23 protein-coding genes are annotated in these 20,870 nt (G+C 55.7%); 19 read left to right on the top strand and 4 right to left on the bottom strand.

What is annotated here, in order from left to right:
• Positions 1 to 114 precede the first annotated feature (114 nt).
• The 13 genes from ACWVX6_RS05705 to ACWVX6_RS05645 all read left to right on the top strand — a co-directional run bounded on the left by ACWVX6_RS05705 (position 115) and on the right by ACWVX6_RS05645 (position 9,703).
• On the top strand, positions 115 to 525 hold the full coding sequence (locus ACWVX6_RS05705) for a hypothetical protein (RefSeq protein ID WP_117490610.1): 411 nt from the start codon (positions 115 to 117) through the stop codon (positions 523 to 525).
• A 342-nt stretch (positions 526 to 867) separates the two neighbouring features.
• Entirely contained in the window at positions 868 to 1,125 is a 258-nt protein-coding gene (locus tag ACWVX6_RS05700; protein WP_158557226.1) for an AtpZ/AtpI family protein, read from the top strand.
• A gap of 5 nt (positions 1,126 to 1,130) precedes the next feature.
• The gene (locus ACWVX6_RS05695) at positions 1,131 to 1,505 is read left to right on the top strand and encodes an ATP synthase subunit I (protein WP_110436662.1); all 375 of its coding nucleotides are present in this window, start codon (positions 1,131 to 1,133) and stop codon (positions 1,503 to 1,505) included.
• 4 nt (positions 1,506 to 1,509) lie between these two features.
• Positions 1,510 to 2,232: a F0F1 ATP synthase subunit A gene (locus ACWVX6_RS05690; protein WP_242988059.1), complete on the top strand. Its 723-nt coding sequence runs from the start codon at positions 1,510 to 1,512 to the stop codon at positions 2,230 to 2,232.
• 54 nt (positions 2,233 to 2,286) lie between these two features.
• On the top strand, positions 2,287 to 2,544 hold the full coding sequence (gene atpE / locus ACWVX6_RS05685) for an ATP synthase F0 subunit C (RefSeq protein WP_110436663.1): 258 nt from the start codon (positions 2,287 to 2,289) through the stop codon (positions 2,542 to 2,544).
• A 127-nt stretch (positions 2,545 to 2,671) separates the two neighbouring features.
• On the top strand, positions 2,672 to 3,175 hold the full coding sequence (atpF, locus tag ACWVX6_RS05680; RefSeq protein ID WP_117490612.1) for a F0F1 ATP synthase subunit B: 504 nt from the start codon (positions 2,672 to 2,674) through the stop codon (positions 3,173 to 3,175).
• A 6-nt stretch (positions 3,176 to 3,181) separates the two neighbouring features.
• Positions 3,182 to 3,730: an ATP synthase F1 subunit delta gene (atpH, locus tag ACWVX6_RS05675; protein ID WP_110436665.1), complete on the top strand. Its 549-nt coding sequence runs from the start codon at positions 3,182 to 3,184 to the stop codon at positions 3,728 to 3,730.
• A gap of 5 nt (positions 3,731 to 3,735) precedes the next feature.
• Positions 3,736 to 5,241, top strand: coding sequence for a F0F1 ATP synthase subunit alpha (atpA, locus tag ACWVX6_RS05670; RefSeq protein ID WP_455152600.1), 1,506 nt, complete (start codon positions 3,736 to 3,738; stop codon positions 5,239 to 5,241).
• 21 nt (positions 5,242 to 5,262) lie between these two features.
• The gene (atpG, locus tag ACWVX6_RS05665) at positions 5,263 to 6,126 is read left to right on the top strand and encodes an ATP synthase F1 subunit gamma (RefSeq protein ID WP_455152599.1); all 864 of its coding nucleotides are present in this window, start codon (positions 5,263 to 5,265) and stop codon (positions 6,124 to 6,126) included.
• Positions 6,127 to 6,225: 99 nt separating this feature from the next.
• Positions 6,226 to 7,623, top strand: a complete 1,398-nt coding sequence (gene atpD, locus ACWVX6_RS05660) for a F0F1 ATP synthase subunit beta (RefSeq protein ID WP_119190336.1) — start codon at positions 6,226 to 6,228, stop codon at positions 7,621 to 7,623.
• A gap of 1 nt (position 7,624) precedes the next feature.
• A complete protein-coding gene (atpC, locus tag ACWVX6_RS05655; RefSeq protein WP_110436669.1) occupies positions 7,625 to 8,026 on the top strand; it encodes an ATP synthase F1 subunit epsilon in 402 nt (133 codons plus the stop codon).
• A gap of 162 nt (positions 8,027 to 8,188) precedes the next feature.
• Complete coding sequence (locus ACWVX6_RS05650) at positions 8,189 to 8,899, top strand: YoaK family protein (RefSeq protein WP_455152598.1); 711 nt, start codon at positions 8,189 to 8,191, stop codon at positions 8,897 to 8,899.
• A gap of 3 nt (positions 8,900 to 8,902) precedes the next feature.
• The gene (locus ACWVX6_RS05645; RefSeq protein WP_118359604.1) at positions 8,903 to 9,703 is read left to right on the top strand and encodes a Cof-type HAD-IIB family hydrolase; all 801 of its coding nucleotides are present in this window, start codon (positions 8,903 to 8,905) and stop codon (positions 9,701 to 9,703) included.
• A 135-nt stretch (positions 9,704 to 9,838) separates the two neighbouring features.
• On the opposite strand, the gene ACWVX6_RS05640 is transcribed toward ACWVX6_RS05645, so the two are convergent.
• The 3 genes from ACWVX6_RS05640 to iolE form a co-directional block, all read right to left on the bottom strand.
• Positions 9,839 to 10,855 (bottom strand): Gfo/Idh/MocA family oxidoreductase, encoded by a 1,017-nt coding sequence (locus tag ACWVX6_RS05640; RefSeq protein ID WP_455152597.1) that lies wholly within the window; start codon positions 10,853 to 10,855, stop codon positions 9,839 to 9,841.
• Positions 10,856 to 10,905: 50 nt separating this feature from the next.
• Positions 10,906 to 11,901: a sugar ABC transporter substrate-binding protein gene (locus ACWVX6_RS05635; protein WP_116705253.1), complete on the bottom strand. Its 996-nt coding sequence runs from the start codon at positions 11,899 to 11,901 to the stop codon at positions 10,906 to 10,908.
• A gap of 125 nt (positions 11,902 to 12,026) precedes the next feature.
• Positions 12,027 to 12,926, bottom strand: coding sequence for a myo-inosose-2 dehydratase (gene iolE, locus ACWVX6_RS05630; protein ID WP_110436673.1), 900 nt, complete (start codon positions 12,924 to 12,926; stop codon positions 12,027 to 12,029).
• A 544-nt stretch (positions 12,927 to 13,470) separates the two neighbouring features.
• On the opposite strand from iolE, the gene ACWVX6_RS05625 reads away from it, so the two are divergent.
• The 6 genes from ACWVX6_RS05625 (at position 13,471) to ACWVX6_RS05600 (ending at position 20,019) form a co-directional block, all read left to right on the top strand.
• A complete protein-coding gene (locus tag ACWVX6_RS05625; RefSeq protein WP_455152596.1) occupies positions 13,471 to 14,388 on the top strand; it encodes an AraC family transcriptional regulator in 918 nt (305 codons plus the stop codon).
• A 164-nt stretch (positions 14,389 to 14,552) separates the two neighbouring features.
• A complete protein-coding gene (locus tag ACWVX6_RS05620; protein WP_455152595.1) occupies positions 14,553 to 16,112 on the top strand; it encodes an oligosaccharide flippase family protein in 1,560 nt (519 codons plus the stop codon).
• A gap of 392 nt (positions 16,113 to 16,504) precedes the next feature.
• Positions 16,505 to 16,705: a DUF1858 domain-containing protein gene (locus tag ACWVX6_RS05615; RefSeq protein ID WP_110436676.1), complete on the top strand. Its 201-nt coding sequence runs from the start codon at positions 16,505 to 16,507 to the stop codon at positions 16,703 to 16,705.
• A 63-nt stretch (positions 16,706 to 16,768) separates the two neighbouring features.
• Positions 16,769 to 17,455: a tRNA (adenine(22)-N(1))-methyltransferase gene (locus tag ACWVX6_RS05610; RefSeq protein WP_455152594.1), complete on the top strand. Its 687-nt coding sequence runs from the start codon at positions 16,769 to 16,771 to the stop codon at positions 17,453 to 17,455.
• A complete protein-coding gene (locus ACWVX6_RS05605; protein ID WP_455152593.1) occupies positions 17,452 to 18,228 on the top strand; it encodes a Nif3-like dinuclear metal center hexameric protein in 777 nt (258 codons plus the stop codon). The genes ACWVX6_RS05610 and ACWVX6_RS05605 overlap by 4 nt, the downstream gene beginning before the upstream one ends.
• A 12-nt stretch (positions 18,229 to 18,240) precedes the next feature.
• Positions 18,241 to 20,019, top strand: a complete 1,779-nt coding sequence (locus ACWVX6_RS05600; RefSeq protein WP_455152592.1) for an Rqc2 family fibronectin-binding protein — start codon at positions 18,241 to 18,243, stop codon at positions 20,017 to 20,019.
• A gap of 78 nt (positions 20,020 to 20,097) precedes the next feature.
• Here the strand turns inward: ACWVX6_RS05600 and dapB are convergent, their stop codons facing one another.
• Positions 20,098 to 20,862, bottom strand: coding sequence for a 4-hydroxy-tetrahydrodipicolinate reductase (gene dapB, locus ACWVX6_RS05595; RefSeq protein ID WP_117750876.1), 765 nt, complete (start codon positions 20,860 to 20,862; stop codon positions 20,098 to 20,100).
• Between the last annotated feature and the right edge of the window lie 8 nt (positions 20,863 to 20,870).

Below are 20,870 nucleotides of genomic sequence, written 5' to 3'. Positions count from 1 at the left end.
GAAGGGTGAGAAATTTACCATACAAAATGACGGAAAGTTTGCAATTCGGACTTGTGATTTTGGCTAAACTATGGTACACTAATAGCAACCTCAAAGGTTGGGAGGATAAAAACTATGGTAAAACTTATTATTGGCGGTACCGGTTCCGGTAAGACCAAGGAGCTTATTGATCAGGTCAACGCTGCAGTAAAAGAAGAAAAGGGCAGTGTCGTTTGCATTTCCCGCGGCAACAAGCTGACTTTCGATATCTCGCATGACGCACGTCTGATCGACGCAGCGGATTATCCGGTTAGCGACATCGCAAGCCTGCTCGGCTTTGTCGGCGGTCTGCATGCCGGCAACTACGATATCACCCGTGTCTTCATCGACGGTCTGTACAAGATCATCGGCGGCAAGGACGCAGCCAAGGCTGAGGAGTTCCTCACCGCTCTGGACGCATTCTCTTCCAAGCATAGCGTAAACTTCACCGTTTCGCTCAGCGAGGAGCCGGAGTCTGCTACCGAAGACATGAAGCGTTTCCTGTAATCCTTAAACGGAAATACATATCGCAAGCACAAAAAAGCAACGATGAAAGTCGTTGCTTTTTTCTTTTGCCCGCAGCCGTGCTGGTAAGAAAAAACAATGGGGAATGCTGCGTCTTTTTCCCTTTGTGATAAAAAAGACAATCTGGCATTTTGTATATACTTAATAAGAATAATTTATGCAGAATGTATGATACGACACAAAGTCACAAAAAATATTTAGCTTTTCTGAGCAAAAGTATTTTACTTTTTGGGCAAGTTGTTTATAATAAGTAATATAGCGTGCCGAGAGAGCACGCTGCATTTTGTACAATGTTGCTATGGCGTTCATGAAGGGGGAATGCGATTGCAAAGAGGGAAAGAAGGCTTTAGTGTGCTGCGCTACCTGATCTATTTTTCTCAGGTAGGCTTCACAGTGATCACACCGCCGGTGCTTTGCTGCTTCGGAGCGATATGGCTCCGCAACCGGTTCGGTTGGGGCAACGGTGTGGTGATTATCGGAATCCTGCTCGGTATCGCGGTTGCAGCCTGCAGCCTGCGTGACTTTCTGCGATTTACCGAGCGCAAAGCCAGAGAAAGCGCAGAGAAAGAAAAGGAGCTGTGACGGAAATGCACATCGTTTATGAGGAAACGAAGCGCATGCTGCGCGGCATGCTCCCGCTGGCGCTGGTGACCTTCGGTGTGTTCGCTCTTTGCGGACAGGGCATCGCTCGGTCCGGCGCAAGCGTTCTGCTCGGTACGGCGTTCGCGCTGCTGCTGTTCTACATGATCGGCAGGAGCACGGTAAGGGCAACCGCCTTTCCACCGGCACAGGGCATTCGCATTACGCGGCGCGGCTATGTAGTTCGCTACATGCTCACGGCGGTGTTCGTGATCGCGGCGATCAAGCTGCCGTATCTGAACGCAGCTGCAGCGGTCATTCCGCTGTTTTTCACCAAGGCGCTGCTCCTCTGGCGCCACGCAGTTCAGCGGAAAGGAGGTTAAACGGTTGAACGTCGAAATAAACGGTCCTAAAATACTGGGTTATTTGTTCGGCAATACCAATCTGCCGATCACGGAGACCATGAGAAACTCATGGATCATCATGGCGTTTATCCTGTTCCTGTGTATCTTTTTAACACACCGCATGCAGAAGATCCCCAAAGGCAAGCAGGCACTGGCCGAAAAGGCGGTGCTGATGATCGACGGTCTGGTCGAAAGCACGATGGGAGAAGGCTGTCAGGCTTTCTCGCCGTACATTATGACGCTGATGATGAGCTCGCTGTTCGGTTCACTGGCCAGCCTGTTCTGGATGCGCTCCACCACGGCAGACCTGAACACCACGCTCGGCTGGGCGCTCATCACGTTCGTGCTGATCACGTTCAATAAGATCAAGTACGGCGGCATCAAGGGCTACCTCAAGGGGTTCCTCGAGCCGATCTTCGTCATGGCGCCGCTCAACGTGCTCAGCGAGATCGCAACGCCGGTCTCCATGTCGTTCCGTCACTTCGGCAACATGGCAGGCGGCCTTGTCATCACCACGCTGATCATGGGCGCACTCAAGGTGCTGTCTAATGCGGTATTGGGTTTCCTGCCCGATAATATCGCGCTGCTGCAGATCGGTCTGCCCGGTGTGCTGTCGCTGTATTTTGACTGCTTCACGGCCTGCATGCAGGCGTTCATCTTCAGTATGCTCACCATGGCTTATGTAGGCGACGCACGCAACAGCTGACGTGAAGAAAAAACAAATTCCAATTTCGTTATCTGAATTAGGAGGAAGAAAAGTATGGATCCCAAAGCATTCGTAGCAGGTATGTCCGCTCTTGGTGCAGGTATGGCAATGATCGCCGGCCTTGGCCCTGGTATCGGCGAGGGTTATGCCGCCGGTCAGGCGTGCTCCGCAATCGGCCGTCAGCCGGAGGCACAGGGCGATATCACCCGTACCATGATCCTTGGTATCGCAATGGCCGAGTCCACCGGTATTTACGCGCTGGTTATCGCGCTGATCCTGCTGTTTGCCAATCCGTTCGTAGGCCAGTTTTAATTGGAAGAGCCAATATCCCAACTGGGTTTGCCAGTTGAAATATTGCCTCTTTATAGACCGCGCGTATTGAGCGGTCTATGATTGAAAAGACGAAACGGATTCTTCCGTTTGGGAAGGAGGTAAACCAGTGACAGAAGCATTATATGAAGCGTTCGTCAGCATCGGCTGGTGGGAGATCCTCGTGACGATGTGCAACACGCTCATTACGTTCCTGATCATCAAGAAGTTTCTGTACAAGCCGGTGCGCAAGATGCTCGCTGCCCGCAGCGAGGAGGTACAGTCCATGTACTCCAACGCCGAGAAGGCGCAGAGCGAGGCCGAGCAGATGCGCAGCGAATATACCGAGCGTCTGTCCAAGGCGAAGGAGGAGGCTGCCGAGATCGTCGGCTCCGCTACCCGCCGTGCCGCAGAGCGCAGCGATGAGATCCTGCGCGAGTCCTCGCAGCAGGCATCCGCTATGGTCAAGAAGGCCGAGCGCGTGATCGAGCAGGAGCGCATCAAGGCGCACAAGGAACTCAAGGATGAGGTTGCGGATCTGTCCGTGATGATCGCCTCCAAGATCGTGGAGCGCGATGTAAAGCCGGAGGATCACGAACGCTTTATCGAAGACTTTATTGACAAGGTGGGGTGAGCAAACATGGCGGATATGGTAAGCGAGCGTTACGCACTGAGCCTTTACGAGGTCGCGCAGGACGAGAAGCAGGAAAAGCTGTATCTCGATCAGCTGACCGAGGTGTGCGCGGCGTTTGACAGCGAACCGGATTTCCTCAAAATGCTCACAACGCCCTCTATCGCGGCGGAGGACAAACAAAAGGTCCTCAAAACCGTGTTCGAGGGACGTATCGAGCCTTTTCTGCTCAATTTCCTGATGCTCGTAACGGATAAGGGCCGCATCGGTCTTATCCACGAGATGTGTCAGGCATATAAGGAGCAGTATTATTTTGAAAACGGCATCGTAGAGGTGCTGGCGGTCACGGCGGTGCCGATGAGTGCGGCGCTGACCGACAAGCTGCGCGGCAAGATGGAACAGGTTACGGGCAAAAAGGTAGAGCTGAAATGCTCGGTCGATCCGAGCATCATGGGCGGCATCGTTGTGAAAGTCAACAACGAGCAGTTCGATACCAGCCTGCGCACCCGTCTGGAAGAGCTTGCAGCACGGTTGACCGGTACACAGGAAAGCAGGTGATTTTTATGGAATTGCGCTCCGAAGAGATCAGCAGCATTATCAAGGAGCAGATCACGCATTATCAGAGCCAGATCAAGCTGACCGACGTGGGCACTGTCGTTACCGTCGGTGACGGTATCGCGCATATCCATGGCCTTGAAAACTGCATGGCAGGCGAGCTGCTCGAATTCCCGGGCGGCGTGCAGGGCATGGCGCAGAACCTCGAGGAAGAGCTGGTCGGCGCGGTTATCCTCGGCTCGGATCAGAACATCCGCGAGGGTGACACGGTAAAGCGCACCAAGCGAATCGTAGAGGTTCCGGTCGGCGAAGCCATGCTGGGACGTGTTGTAGACGCACTCGGCAAGCCGATCGACGGCAAGGGCGCCATCGAGACCGGGGAGAGCCGTCCGATCGAAATGCCCGCACCGGGCATCATCGAGCGCGCACCCGTTAATGTGCCGCTCCAGACCGGTATCAAGGCGATCGACTCCATGATCCCGATCGGCCGCGGTCAGCGTGAGCTGATCATCGGTGACCGTCAGACCGGCAAGACCGCGATCTGTCTGGACACCATCATCAATCAGAAGGGCACCGGCGTTATTTGTATCTATGTAGCAATCGGTCAGAAGCGTTCGACCGTTGCACAGGTCGCAGAGACGCTCGCTGCCAACGGCGCGATGGATTATACCTGCATCGTAGCCGCAACCGCATCCGAGTCTGCACCGCTGCAGTACATTGCACCGTACGCGGGCTGCTCGATCGGTGAATTCTTCATGCACAAGGGCAAGGACGTTCTGGTCATTTACGATGATCTGTCCAAGCACGCGGTAGCTTACCGTGCACTTTCCCTTCTGCTTCACCGTCCGCCAGGACGTGAGGCCTATCCGGGCGACGTATTCTATCTGCACTCCCGTCTGCTCGAGCGTGCAGCGAACATCCAGAACGGCGGCAGCCTGACCGCACTCCCGATCATCGAGACGCAGGCAGGCGACGTTTCGGCGTATATCCCGACCAACGTAATCTCCATTACCGACGGTCAGATCTTCCTCGAGACCGAGCTGTTCAACTCCGGTATCCGTCCGGCGGTAAACCCGGGTATTTCGGTATCCCGCGTCGGCGGCAACGCGCAGATCAAGGCGATGAAAAAGGTTGCCGGTACGCTCAAGCTGGCGTACTCGCAGTTCCGTGAGCTGCAGGCGTTCTCGCAGTTCGGCTCCGACCTGGATGCAGACACCAAGAAGCGTCTGGAACAGGGCGCCCGCATCGTAGAGGTGCTCAAGCAGCCGCAGAACAGCCCGATTCCGGTCGAAAAGCAGGTTATCATCATCTATGCCGTTGTTTCGGGTGCACTGCTCGATATTCCGGCAAACCAGATCGGCGAGTTCGAGAAGGAGCTGTTCTCCTTCGTGGACAGCGTTTACGGCGACATTCCGGAGTCCATCCGCACCACCGGCAAGCTGGAGGACGATGTGAAGGAAAAGCTGACGAAGGCAATCGAGGAATGCAAGAGTAAGTTCCTTTCCGAGCACTAACGTGAAAGGGAGGGACTGAAAATGGCTTCCGGAAATATGAAGGACATTAAGCGCCGTATCAAATCGGTGCAGTCCACCATGCAGATCACCAAGGCGATGGAGCTGGTCGCGTCCTCCAAGATGCGCCACGCGAAGGAGCGTGCGCTCGGCGCAAGACCGTACTTCAATGCCCTGTACCAGACCATTACCCGTCTGGCGGGTGCAACGCGCGGCAGCGAATCGGTGTACACCAGGCCGCGTGAGGTCAAGAACAGCCTGTACATCGTCATCGCGGGCGACCGCGGACTGGCAGGCGGCTACAACGCCAATCTGTTCAAGCTCGCCGCTGCCGAGATGCAGGGCAAGCAGGCGCAGGTCATCACCATCGGCAAAAAGGCGCAGGAGCATTACGCAAAGCGTCCGGTAACGGTGGCGGCGGACTATCCCGGCATTGCCGAGACCATGCGCATCAGTGATACGCATCCCATCGTGGAGGACATGCTGAAGCTGTTCCGCGAGGGCAGGGTGGACGAGGTTTTCCTGTGCTACACGGAGTTTATCTCTCCTCTGCAGCAGGAGCCGAAGTGCCTCAAGCTGCTGCCCGCGCACTTTGACGCGGCAGACGAGCAGCCGGCAGACGCCCATGTTCTGACCGAATACGATCCCTCGCCGGAGAGCGTGTTTGATGCAGTCATTCCGGAGTATCTGTACGGCGTGCTGTACGGCGCGGTAGTGGAAAGCTACTGCTCCGAGCAGTCCGCGCGCCGCATGGCAATGGAGGCTGCGTCGGATAACGCGGGCGAGATGATCGAAAATCTGAATCTGTCCTACAACCGTGCGCGTCAGGCAGCGATCACGCAGGAAATTACGGAGATCGTGGCCGGCTCGGGCGAGGTAGGAGCTTAATCGAGAGTGGAGATAGAAGAGTGGAGAGTGGAGATAACTCTCGTCTCTTCACTCTGAACTCTGCACTCTTCACTCTTTTCACAAAAGGGAGTTTTGCCAATGAGTGAGCAGAATATTGGCACCGTTGTCCAGATCACCGGACCGGTGCTTGACATTAAATTTGCCGCTGACGCGCTTCCGAAGCTGCTGAATGCTATTACGATCGACAACCACGGTCAGATCATCACGGTCGAGGTTGCGCAGCACATCGGTCAGGACACCGTGCGCTGCATCGCAATGGAATCCACCGACGGCTTGGTGCGCGGCATGAAGGCAGTCGATACCGGCAGCCCGATCACGGTGCCGGTAGGCGACAAGAACCTCGGACGTATCTTCAACCTGCTCGGTCAGCCGGTGGACAACAAGCCGGCGGTCGAGGGCGAGGAGCGCTGGCCGATCCATCGTCCGGCGCCGTCCTACGAGGAGCAGCAGTCCACGACCGAGATCCTCGAGACCGGCATCAAGGTCGTTGACCTGATCGCACCGTTCGCCAAGGGCGGCAAGATCGGTCTGTTCGGCGGCGCCGGTGTCGGCAAGACCGTTATCATCATGGAGCTGATCAACAACATCGCAAAGCAGCACGGCGGTATTTCGGTATTCACCGGTGTAGGTGAGCGTACCCGTGAGGGCAACGACCTGTACAACGAGATGCAGGAATCCGGCGTTATCAACAAGACTGCGCTGGTTTACGGCCAGATGAACGAGCCGCCCGGAGCGCGTATGCGCGTTGCACTTTCCGGTCTGACCATGGCGGAGTATTTCCGCGATGTCGAGGGTCAGGACGTGCTGTTGTTCATCGACAACATCTTCCGCTTTACGCAGGCCGGCTCGGAGGTATCCGCGCTGCTCGGCCGTATGCCGTCTGCCGTAGGCTATCAGCCGACGCTGGCAACCGAGATGGGCGCGCTGCAGGAGCGAATCACCTCGACCAAGAAGGGCTCGATCACGTCTGTACAGGCTGTTTATGTGCCTGCCGATGACCTGACCGACCCGGCTCCGGCTACCACGTTCTCGCATCTGGACGCAAAGGTCGTTCTGTCGCGTGATATCGCATCCATGGGTATTTACCCGGCGGTTGACCCGCTGGATTCGTCCTCGCGTATCCTGTCGGCGGACGTTGTCGGCAAGGAGCATTACGAGGTAGCCCGTGCGGTGCAGTCCATTCTGCAGAAGTACAAGGACCTGCAGGATATCATCGCCATCCTCGGCATGGATGAGCTGTCCGACGAGGACAAGCTGACCGTTGCGCGTGCCCGTAAGATCCAGAACTTCCTCTCGCAGCCGTTCCACGTTGCAGAGCAGTTCACCGGTATGGCGGGCAAGTATGTGCCGGTCGCTGAGACCATCCGCGGCTTCCGCGAGATCCTCGACGGCAAGCATGACGATCTGCCTGAGTCGGCGTTCCTGTTTGCCGGCACGATCGACGAGGTAGTGGAGAAGGCTAAGAAGGGGGCATAATATGGCTACCTTTCATCTCAAGGTGCTCACGGTCGATAAGCAGTTTTTCGACGGTGAAGTGGACCGTATCGTGGTTCGCACCTCACAGGGCGATGTAGGCATCCTGCCGAACCATGTGCCGTATGTTGCGGCGCTCGGCGTCGGCGGTCTGACCATCATCCGGAACGGCGAACGCCGTGTAGCGGCGGTTTCGGGCGGTTTTGTGGATGTTTCGGCAGAGCAGACGGTCGTGCTGGCGCGTACCTGCGAGTGGGCCGACGAAATCGACGTTGCCCGTGCCCGTGAGGCCGCAGACCGTGCGAAAGCGATTCTGCAGAAAAAGGCCGGCGACCGTGAAATGGATATCGCACAGGGCAAGCTGAAAAAGGCGGTAAACCGTATTCGCATCGCGGAGAGCAAATGATACAATTTCCGGCAGAGGAATTGTATCAGCATTACTGAATAATTCGGCATATTGACCGAATATAAATCCCTCGATTTGATTGAATCGAGGGATTTTTTGTGCTATAATAGCCGCTGGAAGACAAAGAAAAGTTCTCTGCTGAAGTGAAATGGGGGAATTTCCATGAAACGAGCGCACGGGCAGATGTCGGAATCACTGCTGTTGGGCGCACTGCTGGCTATGGCCGGCGGTTTTTTTGACGCATATACCTATCTCTGCCGCGGCAAGGTGTTTGCTAACGCGCAGACCGGCAATATTGTCCTGTTCGGCGCGAATATTGCCGAGGGCAACTGGCTGCGGGCAGCCGAATATCTCTTACCGATCCTGGCGTTCGCACTGGGCGTTGTGGCGGCGGAGATTGTCAAGCGGCGGTACAAAAAACGCCAGAGCGACATCAATATCCACTGGAGACAGATTGTCGTGCTGGTCGAGATCGTGCTGCTGATTGCAGCGGCATTCCTGCCGCAGACACTGAATACCACGGTCAACATTATGATTTCGTTCATCTGCGCGATGCAGGTCGAGTCGTTCCGCAAGGTGCGCGGCAGCGCATTTGCCACCACGATGTGTACAGGCAACCTGCGTTCGGGCACCGAGCAGCTTGTGATCTGGGCGCAGACCGGCGACCGGAATGCGATCCGCAAAACGCGCAACTATTACTCAATCATCCTGTTTTTTATCCTCGGCGGTGCGATTGGCGCACTGACGACCGCGAGAATTGGCGAAAAAGCGCTGCTGCTGACCTGCATCCCGCTGAGTCTGGTCTTTGCAGTCATGTTTGTCGAGGAAGAACATACGCTCGAGGCGGAGGAGACCGCCGGAAAGGAACGATAAACCATGTCGATCAAACTGATTGCCGCAGATATGGACGGCACGCTGCTGTCCAGCCGCAAGCAGCTGCCCAAGGGCTTTTTTCCGCTGGTGCGCACACTGAAAAAGATAGGCGTACGCTTCGCACCTGCATCCGGACGGCAGTATTACAACCTGTACGAGCAGTTCGGTGAGATCGCGGACGAGCTGATGTACATCAGCGAAAACGGCGGCATGGTGTGCGACGGACGTAAAATCGTGTCGTTCGAGGCTATGCCGCAGCAGCTGGTGTGCGCGGCTGTGGAGCTGGCGCGCGGTCTGCCGAATGTGCACGCAATCGCGTCCATGCGGGACGGCGCGGCTTACGAGGACGACGATCCGGTGTTCGTGGAGAACATGGCGATGTACTACGCGCGTCGTAAAAAGGTGCCTGATCTGCTTGAAGCCGTGCAGCAGGAGCCGGTGTGCAAGGTGGCGCTTTTCTGCAAAAATGCGGCGGAAACCAACGTGCTGCCGTACTATCGGCAGATGTTCGACGATAAGCTGCAGGTAGCACTCTCTGGCGCGGACTGGGTGGATTTGATGCGCCTGGGGCTGAGCAAGGGCGTGGCCGTGGGCGTTATGTGCGATAATCTGCACATCACACCCGCGCAGTGCATGGCGTTCGGCGATTATCTGAACGATGTGGAGCTTCTGCGCTCGGTGGGCGAATCCTACGCGATGGCGAATGCACATGAGCGGCTCAAGAAGGTCGCAAAGCATGTTTGTCCATCCAATGATGAGGACGGCGTGTGCCGCACGATCCGCAGCGTGCTGGCGGTGGAATAAAAGGCGAAACCCGGGAATCAAAGGATTCCCGGGTTTCTTTTTGAATTAGGCTGTATTTGTATTCTGTTTGGAGACTTGAATATAAATAAGAGAGAATAAATTGAATGTGGAATAAGAATGCGGTTTCGAGAACGATTATTCGAGGGTCAGCTTCTTGTCGGTCAGGAAGGACTCCTTGCAGCGGAAGGCGATCTTGGTAGACTGAGTGCCGTCGATAACACCCGGAGTTGCCTTGCGGCCGGTTGCTACGCAGTCGCAGAATTCCTCAATCTCAGTGATGTATGCATCGTGCCAACGGGTGATGAAGTCCTGATAGCACTCACGGCAGACGCCGTGCTGGCTCATAACCTCTACGAGAGAGTCGGTCGGAACGGATGCGATACGCAGGGTGCCGCGGGTACCAACGATTTCGGTCTCAACATGAGAGCCGTGTGCTGCTGCACGACCGGCAAAGAAGAATGCCATAGCATCGTTTTCCATCTTCATCAGGCCGGAAACGTTGTCGCCGTCGTCCCAGTCCTTGTACTGCTTGAACTCGTAGCAGCCGCCGGTAGCCCACAGCTCCTTGACCTCGGAGCCGGTCAGCCAGCGAATCAGGTCGAAATCATGGATGGACATATCGATGAACTGACCGCCGGAGCGCGGAGCGTACTCCAGGGTGCCCTCAATGATGGAGATCGGGTCCTGCGAGTAGCAGCGAACCAGAATAACATCACCGATATCGCCGTTCTCCATCTTCTTCTTAGCTACCTGATAGGAGTGGTCATAGCGGCGCATGAAGCCCAGCATAAAGGTCAGCTCCGGGTGAGCCGCGATGATGGCCTCGGCCTCTTTGCACTTTTCAACCGTGTCAGCCAGCGGCTTCTCGCAGAAAACGTGCTTGCCTGCGTCCATCGCAATCTTGATCATCTCAACGTGAGAAGCGGTGTTGGTGATGATGGCAACGGCCTCAACGTTCGGGTCAGCGCACAGATCCTTCGGGTCGTTGTAAACGGCGGTTACGCCCAGTTCTTCAGCGACCTGCTTTGCGCGGTCGAAGTTTGCGTCTGCGATAGCTACCAGCTTCGAACCCGGAACGCGGTTTGCAATGTTGCAGGCGTGCTCATAACCCAGACGGCCTACACCGATGATACCGATCTTCAGCTTTTTCATAATCATCGATCTCCTTTGAAAAATATAGTGAATGTGAATAGAATTATAGATTAACCCAACAGCTTGTTCAGATAATCCAGACGCTCCTGTGCATTGTCCTTCGTCAGGATGCTTGCATCTACGGAAATGACTTCGTCGACCTTTTCGCCGTTTGCAGCGGCAACAGCAGCCTCTACAGCCTTGTAGCCGAGGTCGTAGCAGTTATAGGAAACGGAAAGCGTTTCGCCGCCCTGCAGCAGAGAATCGCAGGCAGACTTGGTGCCGTCAAAGCCGACAAAGACCGTGTTGGCATAAGCTGGATGGCTCTCTGCTGCGCGGGCAGCGGCCATGGCCATGTCGTCGTTGTTGCAGACAATCATCGCAATGCCTTCTGGATGGTTCTGGATAATCGCTTCCATCGAGTTGGCGGCCTTATCCGCCACAGCATCCGCGTACTGAATTTCGTTATCCAGAAAGGTGCCGCCTGCATTGGTGATACCGGTGCGATAGCCGTTTAGACGTGCGGTTGCGGTGTTGTCGCCCTGTACACCCGAGATGGCGATTGCCTTCAGTTCGGTCCAGCCGGCCTCTTTGGCGGCCTTTACAGCGGCTTCGCCGCCGAATTCGGCCGCATTTTCCTGATCGAGACCTACGAAGGAGAGAATCTCCGGTGCATCAATGCGGGTGTCCAGATTGATGATCGGCTTGGTCTGTCCCTTGATCAGAGTAGCTGCAACATCGGACTGCAGCGGTGCGATAACATAAGCATCGTAAGCACCGGAGTTCAGGTCGGTTTCGATGATATTCTGCTGCTCATCGTAAGCAGTTTCCGAAGTAGCACCCTTGACATCGACCTTTACATTGGAATTTTCGGTTCCGTAGGCTTCGGCACCGGCAACAACATAGCGCCAGTACTCAGAAGCCGTGGTTTTCAGAATTACGCTGATAGAAAGATTCTTGCTACCATCGGCAGAATCTCCGGAAGAAGAGGGGGTGTTGCTGCCGCTGCATGCTGCGAGGCTGAATAACATGGTGCCAGTCAGAACGGTTGCCAGTAACTTTTGCATAAGAGTACTTTTCCTTTCTTTTTCCGAGTTTCCTTCTTTTGAACCGGTATTCTTGTAAACCGATAAGAAGACATCCGTATTCAGTTGTCAGCTTAACAGTTTGGGATCGTGTGCAAAACGGCGGATTAGAGTCCGGTGTGCTCCTTGACATACGCGCGGGCCATGCGGGCGTACTCGAGCGGATTTGCGATAGCTGGATCCTGCTCAGCCTCTACGACCAGCCAGCCCTCGTAGTTGTACTCGTCGAGCAGCTTGAATACGGTTGGGAAGTCTACGCAGCCTTCCGGGTCGCCGGGAACGGTGAACACGCCTTCCGGAATCGAGCGCAGGAAGCTCTTGTTCTCGGCGTAGCACTTGTCCATTGCAGGCTTGCGGACATTTTTGAGATGGACATGACCGATGCGGTCGTGGTGCTTCTTGAGAATTTCGATCGGGTCCTCGCCGGAGAAGGTGAGATGACCGGTATCGTAAATCATGCTGACGTACTTCGGGTCAGTCATAGCGAGCATACGGTCGATTTCGTCGGTCTTCTGCACGGTAGTCGTCATGTGATGATGGTACACGATCTTCATGCCGCTGTCATAAGCGATCTTGCCGAGGTGATCCAGACCCTTGGTCAGTACCTCCCACTCATCGTCGTTCAGCACCTTCTTGTTGGAAAGCGGAGTGTTCCACTGATGCTGAATGGAGAACGACTGATCGGATGTGTTGATAATCGTAGCACCGATCGACTTCAGGAAGTTCATGTGGTCAACGAACGCACGCTCGTTCTGCCACATCGGCAGTTCATTTAAGTAGGTGCTGATCCAGCCGGTGATGGCGGAAATACCGCGGCGGCCAAACTCCTTATTCAGAATCGCCGGATCACGCGGGAACTGGCAGCCGATCTCGGTGCCAACATAACCGGTCAGAGCGATTTCACTGATCGTCTGCAGGAAGCTGTTTTCAGCACCCATCTCCGGCATGTCGTCCTCGGTCCATGCAATAGGCGCGATACCGATTTTAACCTTTTTGGGATCTAACATAATGCTTCATCCTTTCATTCTTGTTGTATCTCACAACTGAGCTGTGAGATTCTTTCTTCTCTTTGTGCTTATAGTTTAGCAGATATGGCGAACGGTTTCTTTTAGATTCTTGGCTTGATTCAAAAAACGGAAACTTTTTTCGGACACCCGAAAATCCCATATATATAATATATTAGAGGTAAAAGCGGCGGTAAAAATGCACAGTATTTTTTCGGAGCGGGTTTGAGGCTGTGCGCTTGTTTTTATAAATCCTGCTTTTTGGCGGTCGGAGACCGGCGAATCGGCAGGTTTGCGAAGGTCGAAAACCCGCAGAGAAGCACACGCAGGATTCTCGGTCGGATATGCTATACTATAAATAAGCGAGAACAAAAAACAAGAATCTGCGAATAGCAAGAATCTATAATTATTCTCAGCCCGACCGCAAAAAAGCACGATATACGGCGGTCTGCAAAAGCAAATATGTGCTAGCGCACAACGGATCCGTGTGCTATACTTTTATAAGAGTAAAATCACCGTCAGAGAAAGAGAGGAGCTGCAAAAAACTATGCCGAAGGCAAGCCTGAACGTACAGTGCTTTGTAGAGAAGGAAGTTAAATCAATTTTTGCGGGCGAGAATCAGCCGAAGCTGCTTTACGTCAGTGAAATCCGACCGGATGCCAGCGCGCATCCGCGTGTCATGCATGCGCATGAGGATTTTGTCGAGCTGATTCTCATTTGCAGCGGTTCAAGCGAATACCTGATTCACGATAAAAAAGTCATCATCAAGCCGGGTGATCTGCTCGTATACAACGCAGGCGTGGTGCACGACGAGGTTTCCGGTCCGGATATGGAGGTCGGCAGCTACTGCATTGCCGTCGGCGGGCTGCATATGCCCGGTCTGCGCGAAAACGCACTCATTCCGGATGATGCGGGCTATGTATTCCCGACCGGCAAGTATTTCGCTGATCTGCACTGCCTGTTTGAAATGATGTTCCGCACCCTGTCGGCAGGCGAGCCGAATGCTGAGTTGTTCTGCAGTTCGCTGATGCACGCGCTGCTGATGTCGGTGCTGACGGTCACCGCCGGTTCTCACGCGGAGTCGGAAAAGCCGCTGGAGGAGCCGCACATTCTCGGCAGACGGATTAAGGAATATATTGACAAGCATTATATGGAGCCGATCACGCTGCAGAGCATGGGTGAGGCGCTGCACATCAGTCCGTATTACTTATCGCATGTTTTCAAGCAGATGAGCGGGTATTCGCCCGTGCAGTATCTGCTGCGCCGCCGCATCGGTGAAGCACAGACGCTGCTGATCACGACCGACCTGTCCATCACGCGTATCGCGGAGATGGTGGGATATGACACGCAGAGCTATTTCAATCTGCAGTTTACCAAAAACGTCGGTATGCCGCCGAATAAGTTTCGGCAGAATTATATTGTATCCACCGGCATCGAGGAGAAGCCTAAGCGCAAACGCAAGTAAAAAATCCCTGTACAGAGTGAGAATTCTGTGCAGGGATTTTTTTAATGAGGAAAACTGCGGAAAAAGAAGCATTCTCGTGGACAGAGCAGGCGGTTTGCTGCGGGAGTTTTGTACGCATATTCCATCCGAAATCCGCATAGAATTTCGTGAAATGGGGTCATGCTGTGCGGGTCAGAAAAGGAACGATTTTATACGCGGCAGGCGTGCTCGCGTGCGGAAATGTGCTGCTGCAGGTGCTCGGATTTGTCTATCGCGTGGTGCTCAGCCGCTTTGCGGGTGCGGAAGGTCTGGGCGTGTATCGGCTGGTCAATTCGGTGTATTTAGTATTGAATGCAGGCTGTCTGTCCGGCGTGACAACGGCGTGTTCGCGGCTGAGCGCGGCGTGCGAAGCAAGAGGGGAGAGCCATCGCTTAGGCGCGGTTTTGCGGTTGGCGTTCCGCGCCTTTTTTGCGCTGAGTGCGGCCTGCACAGCGGTGGTGCTGCTGTGCGGCGGCAGTATCGCTGCAAATCTGCTCGGTGATGGACGCTGTGCGCGCGCGTTTCCGTACATGCTGCTGTGTCTCGCACTCACCGGCGTGGAAAATATTTTTAAATCACTGTTTATCGGACTGGAAAGGGTGCAGTACACGGCCTGCTCCGAGGTCGGTGAGCAGCTTATCCGCATATTCGCGGTCAGCTTTCTGCTGTACGAATATGGCAGCGGCGACTATGGCAGAATCGCCATGCTCATCTTCGCGGGCATGGTGTGCAGCGAGATTTTCAGCGCGCTTTTCCTCACGCGGCTGTTCCGACGAAATATGCGGTATATTCGCTTCACAAGACCGGATAAGGAACTTTGCGGTCAGTTTTTCGGCATTGCCGCGCCATTATCGGCCTCGGCGCTGATCGGGAATATGCTCGGCTCGGCAGGCTCCGTTTTGCTGCCGCAAAGGCTGATGGCCGCCGGTCTGGACTATGAGCAGGCGCTGTCCGCGCTCGGCGTGATCTCGGGCATGGCCATGCCGCTGCTGCTGTTTCCGGTCGCGTTCGTCAGCTCGGTCTGCACGGCGCTGCTGCCCGCCGTTACGGCAGCGCAGGCGGTCGGTGAGCAGGCACGCGTGCGTGTTTTGACCGGCCGTGCCGTTACGACTGTGGGTCTCATCGGCATGCCGGCAACTGCTGTTCTCGTGCCGCTGGCACCGCAGCTGAGCGAGATGTTTTTCCGCCAGCCACTCACCGGCGGCTACGCCGCGCTGCTCGGCGCGGCAGCCGTGGCGGCCTACTACCAGATGGCGACCGGCAGCCTGCTCAATGCGCTCGGTCTGCAAAGGTGGAACGTGGCAACCGCCATCTCTGCGGAACTGTGCCAGCTTGCGTTGCTGTACCGCTGGTGCGCAAGGCCAACGCTCGGCATTTACGGCTACCTGCTTGCCATGTTTTTGACCGGAGCGAGCGCCGCTGCGGTCAACCTTGCCATCCTGTACCGGCGAACAGCGTTCCGCCTGAAACCCTTCCGGCGGTTCGGCGTGCCGCTGCTCTGCGGCGCTGCGGTTTACCTGTGGACTCGCTTTTTCGCGCAGACGTTCGCCTGCCGGTTTGATAACACCGTGACCGCCCTCGCGGCAGCACTCGTGTCGGCTATCATACTGTATTTGCTCGTGATGAGGTTGCTCGGCATCCGTCTCGGGCGGTATCTGGCACATCGCGTGGAAAATCCGGCAGTCCTTCCAGTATTCTTGTGGTAGGAAAATAGAGAAGTGCTATCAGCGTGAAGGCGGAAAAGTGTCAGATATGTATGAGGCCGGCGCCTGCAAAATGCAGGCGCCGGCTTTTTTGCTGCAGGAATAAAAAATGAAAACAGAGCGCTTCACAGCAGTGAAACGCTCTGTTTTTGTATGAGTATCATCGGATTTGCGTGCTCCGGAGCCTCATGCAGCCATTGCTCGAAAATCCGGATGAAGCAGTTCCGCAGCAGCCGGAGATTATTCGCACAGCGGGAACTTCTCGGTGAATACATGATTTGTCTGTTTTACGCAGTTTGACGACCGATTTCACAGGGAATACTATTTACTACTTGAATAGTACGGATTTTTGCGGTATACTATAAACAAACAAAAAGCAACAGGAGGCTACTATCATGGCTGCTATTACGAAGAAGTCCACCATTGGTGAGGTTCTGAATATGAACATCGAGACCGCTCGTTTCTTTATGGAAATCGGCATGCACTGCCTCGGCTGCCCGGCATCTCAGGGCGAGAGCATCGAGGAGGCCTGCATGGTACACGGCACCAATGCAGATGAACTGGTTGCCAAGCTCAACGCTTTTCTGGGCGAATAAGTCGAGTGAGTAAGAAAATTAGAGCTGGCATTGTTTGCCGGCTCTGTTTTTTTGGAGTTTTACATGGAAAGTATGATTTTAACACCGCGGCTGGCCTGTATGGCGGCTCTGGTGCCGCAGAATGCTCGATTGGCGGATATCGGAACGGATCACGGCAAGCTGCCGATCTCACTGCTGCTGGATGGGCATATTGCATCGGCTATCGGCTCGGATATCCGTTCGGGACCGCTGGCGCATGCGGAGCGCAATGCGAAAGAGCATAATGTATCCCTGTCTCTGCGGCTTGCGCCGGGACTGGAGGCCGTGCGGGCGGAGGAATGCGACACCGTAACGATCGCAGGCATGGGCGGCCAGACCATCGCAGAGATTTTGACTGCCGCACCGTGGACCGGCAAAGGTGACCACCTGCTGCTGCTCCAGCCGATGACCATGATTGCTGAACTGCGCCGGTGGCTGTACGCGCACGGCTACGCCATCGAGCGTGAAACGCTGTGCCGCGAGGACAGACGGCGTTACGTCGTTCTCAGCGTGCGCGGCGGTGCACCGAAGCGGGAAATGCCGCTGAGCGAATGTGCTGTCTCTCCGGCCTTGCTGCGTGCAGAGGGGGCTGCCGATTATCTTGAGCAGCTCTATCTGCGGGAGAAAAAGGCACTGGACGGCATGGAACAGGGCGCATCGGAGAACAAGCGTCTCGCGTACCAGCGTGCGCTGGTGCAGTGCATCCAATCTGCAAGGGAGGAACTGAAATGACGACAGTTCAGGATATTTTGACATTTATGGAGGGCCTTGCTCCTTACGAGCTGGCGGAAAGCTGGGACAATGTCGGCCTGCTGTGCGGCGATCGCGCGCAGGAGGTCACGAGCGTGCTTTGTGCGCTCGATGTGACAGAAACGGTCGTGCAGGAAGCGGCTGAGCGCGGTGTGCAGCTTGTTGTCGCACACCATCCGGCGATCTTCACCTCAGTCAGCCGTGTGACATCGGACGATACGACCGGTCGAGTGCTGCGTTACGCGATCAAGCACGACATTTCTATTATCTGCATGCATACCAACGCAGACTGTGCGGAGGGCGGTGTCAATGACGCACTCGCATCTGCGCTGTTCCTCACCAATGTGGTGAGCATGGAGGCAGGCGAGAACGGCATGCTCGGTCGTGTGGGCGATCTGCCGCGCGAAATGCAGCCGCGCGAATTTGCACTCTATGTCAAGGAATGCCTGCGTGCGGGCGGTGTGCGCTTCTGTGACGGCGGCAAGCCGATCACGCGCGTAGCGGTCGGCGGCGGTGCCTGCGGCAAGCTGATGGACTATGCCGCTGCAGGCGGCGCACAGGCGTTCGTCATCGGCGACTGCAGCTACGATCTCATGCAGCGTGCGCAGGCCATCGGTCTGTCGCTGGTGGATGCGGGACACTTCCCGACCGAAAATCCGGTCGCGGCCGTGTTCGCCGATAAAATCACAGCCGCATTCCCGCAGGTTCTCACCGAGGTTTCCGAGCGGCACGCGGACTGTATCCAATTTGTTTAAGGAAGAATTGATATGCCATTAGATGCGATCTGCCTGCGGGCAGTGACAAATGAACTCAATAACGTATTGGCAGGCTGTCGTGTAGAGAAGGTCTATCAGCCGGACCGCGATGAAATCGTGCTGCAGACACGCGGCGGTCAGGGCGGTCCGCGCCGACTGCTGCTGTCGATCGCGGCAGGCTCGCCGCGCGTGCATTTCATTGACGCGGCTCGAGAGAATCCGGCGGCGCCGCCGATGTTCTGCATGCTGCTGCGCAAGCATGTGCAGGGCGCAAAGATTGCGGCAGTGAGCCAGCCGGCGGTCGAGCGTATGCTCACCATCGAACTGGATACGACGGATGAAATGGGTGTACCCTGCAAAAAACACCTCATCTGCGAGCTGATGGGCAAGCACTCCAACGTCATCCTGTGCGGCGAGGACAACCGCATTATTGACGCTCTGCGCCGTGTAGACGGCGACCTGTCCGGCAAGCGGCAGGTTTTGCCCGGTCTGTTTTACCGCATGCCGCCCGCACAGGACAAGCACGACCCGTTCACGGTTTCCGGCACAGGACTTGCCGCCGCCGCATCGCAGGCGGAAGAAGGGCAGACACTCGACCGCTGGCTGCTCAGTCAGCTTCTGGGTTTTTCGCCGCTGCTCTGCCGTGAACTGTCCTTCCGCGCGACCGGTGACGCAGCCAAGCCGATCGCACGCATGACGGATGAGAACCGTCAGCAGCTCGGCAAGGTGTACGACGATTTCATGTCGTATGTCGAGGATGACCGAGCCAAGCCTTTCCTGCTGACCAAGGTCGAGGACGGTGCGGTGTTCGACTTCACCTTTCTGCCGGTGACGCAGTATGAGGGTCTGATGAATGTCACGCAGGCGGACAGCTTCAGTGCACTGCTTGCAGCCTTCTTTGAGAAAAAAGGTAAGGCTGAGCGGATGCAGCGCCGCACCGGCGACCTGCACAAAACGGTCACGAATGCCCGCGACCGCGTGGCCCGCAAGCTGGCGGCGCAGAAAAAGGAACTCGCGGCTACGCACAACCGTGAGCAGTACAAGCGCACCGGTGAACTCATCACCGCGAACCTGTACCAGCTGGAAAAGGGCATGAATAAGGCGAAAGTGGTCGATTACTACGCTGAAAGCTGTCCGGAGGTTGAAATCACATTAGATGTTCGCCTGACGCCGCAGCAGAACGCACAGAAGTATTTCAAGCTGTACAACAAGGCCAAGACCGCCGAGGAAGTGCTCACACAGCAGATCGAACAGGGCACAGCCGAGCTGGATTATCTGGAAAGCGTCCTCGCTGCTCTCAGCGAAGCCGAAAACGAGCGTGATCTTGCACAGCTGCGCGAGGAGCTCACGCAGTCCGGTGTGCTCTCTGCCAAGCAGACGCGCAACAAGAAGCTGCGCGGCAAGCCGGTGCAGGCCAAGCCGTTCCATTATCGCACGAGCGACGGATTTGACGTGTTTGCGGGAAAAAACAATCTGCAGAACGATCTTTTGACGCTCAAAACCGCGTTCAAGAGCGATATCTGGTTCCATACACAGAAGATTCACGGCTCACACGTTATCCTCGTGACGGACGGCAGGGAGCCGACTGATGAGGCCATGACCGAGGCTGCCATGATCGCAGCGTACCATTCGCGCGGACGCTCGTCCTCTCTGGTGCCGGTGGATTACACGCCGGTTCGCCAGGTGAAAAAGCCTGCGGGCGCGAAGCCGGGCATGGTCATCTACCATGTGTACCAGACCGCGTATGTCACGCCGAACGAAGCCGAAGTAGAAAAGCTCCGCGTAGAATAAAAATAAACCGCTCTCGAACTTTCAAGAGCGGTTTTTGTATGAAAAAGGGATTCTGTCAGAAACAGAATCCCTTTTGCTTTACTTGTGGGATGCGATAACGTCGCTCATGTCGTACATGCCCGGCTGGGTGCGCTCGGCCATGAAAGCGGCTGCATCAACCGCACCGACCGCGAAAACCTCGCGGGACAGGGCGGTGTGCTTAATCTCGATGATCTCATCGCGGCCGCAGAACAGCACGCTGTGTTCACCGACGATGGTGCCGCCGCGGATGGCGGAGATACCGATCTCGTGTGCCGGACGCTTTTCGCGGCGCTCGTGACGGTCGTAAACGTACTCCGCGTCATAGGGGAGTGCGCTCGCAACTGCGTCAGCCAGCATCAGGGCCGTGCCCGAGGGAGCATCCAACTTCTGGTTGTGGTGCTTCTCGATGATCTCCACGTCGTACTTATCGCCCAGAACAGCGGCGGACTGCTTGAGCAGCTCGCTCATCAGGTTGATGCCAAGCGACATATTGCCCGAACGGAACACCGCGATCTTTGCAGAAGCCGCACGGATGCGGTCCAGCTGCGCCGCAGAGTGACCCGTGGTGCAGATAACGACCGGCGTGCCGTGCTGCTCGCAGTAATCGAGCAGGCGCTCGGTAGAAGCGGCGTTGGAGAAGTCGATGATTACATCGCATTCGCCGGTAAACTCAAACGGATCGGCAAAAATCGGGAAATCTGCATACTGCACCGTATTGATATCAAATCCCGCAACGATCTCCATACCTTCTCTGCCGCTGACAATGTCGTTGATGACATGGCCCATGCGACCGCAGCAGCCGGAAAGTGCAATTTTCAACATCTTTTTAT

This window comes from Butyricicoccus sp., assembly GCF_977037065.1.
The sequence above is the reverse complement of the archived record's forward strand: the minus strand, read 5'-3'. Positions and strand labels throughout refer to the sequence as shown.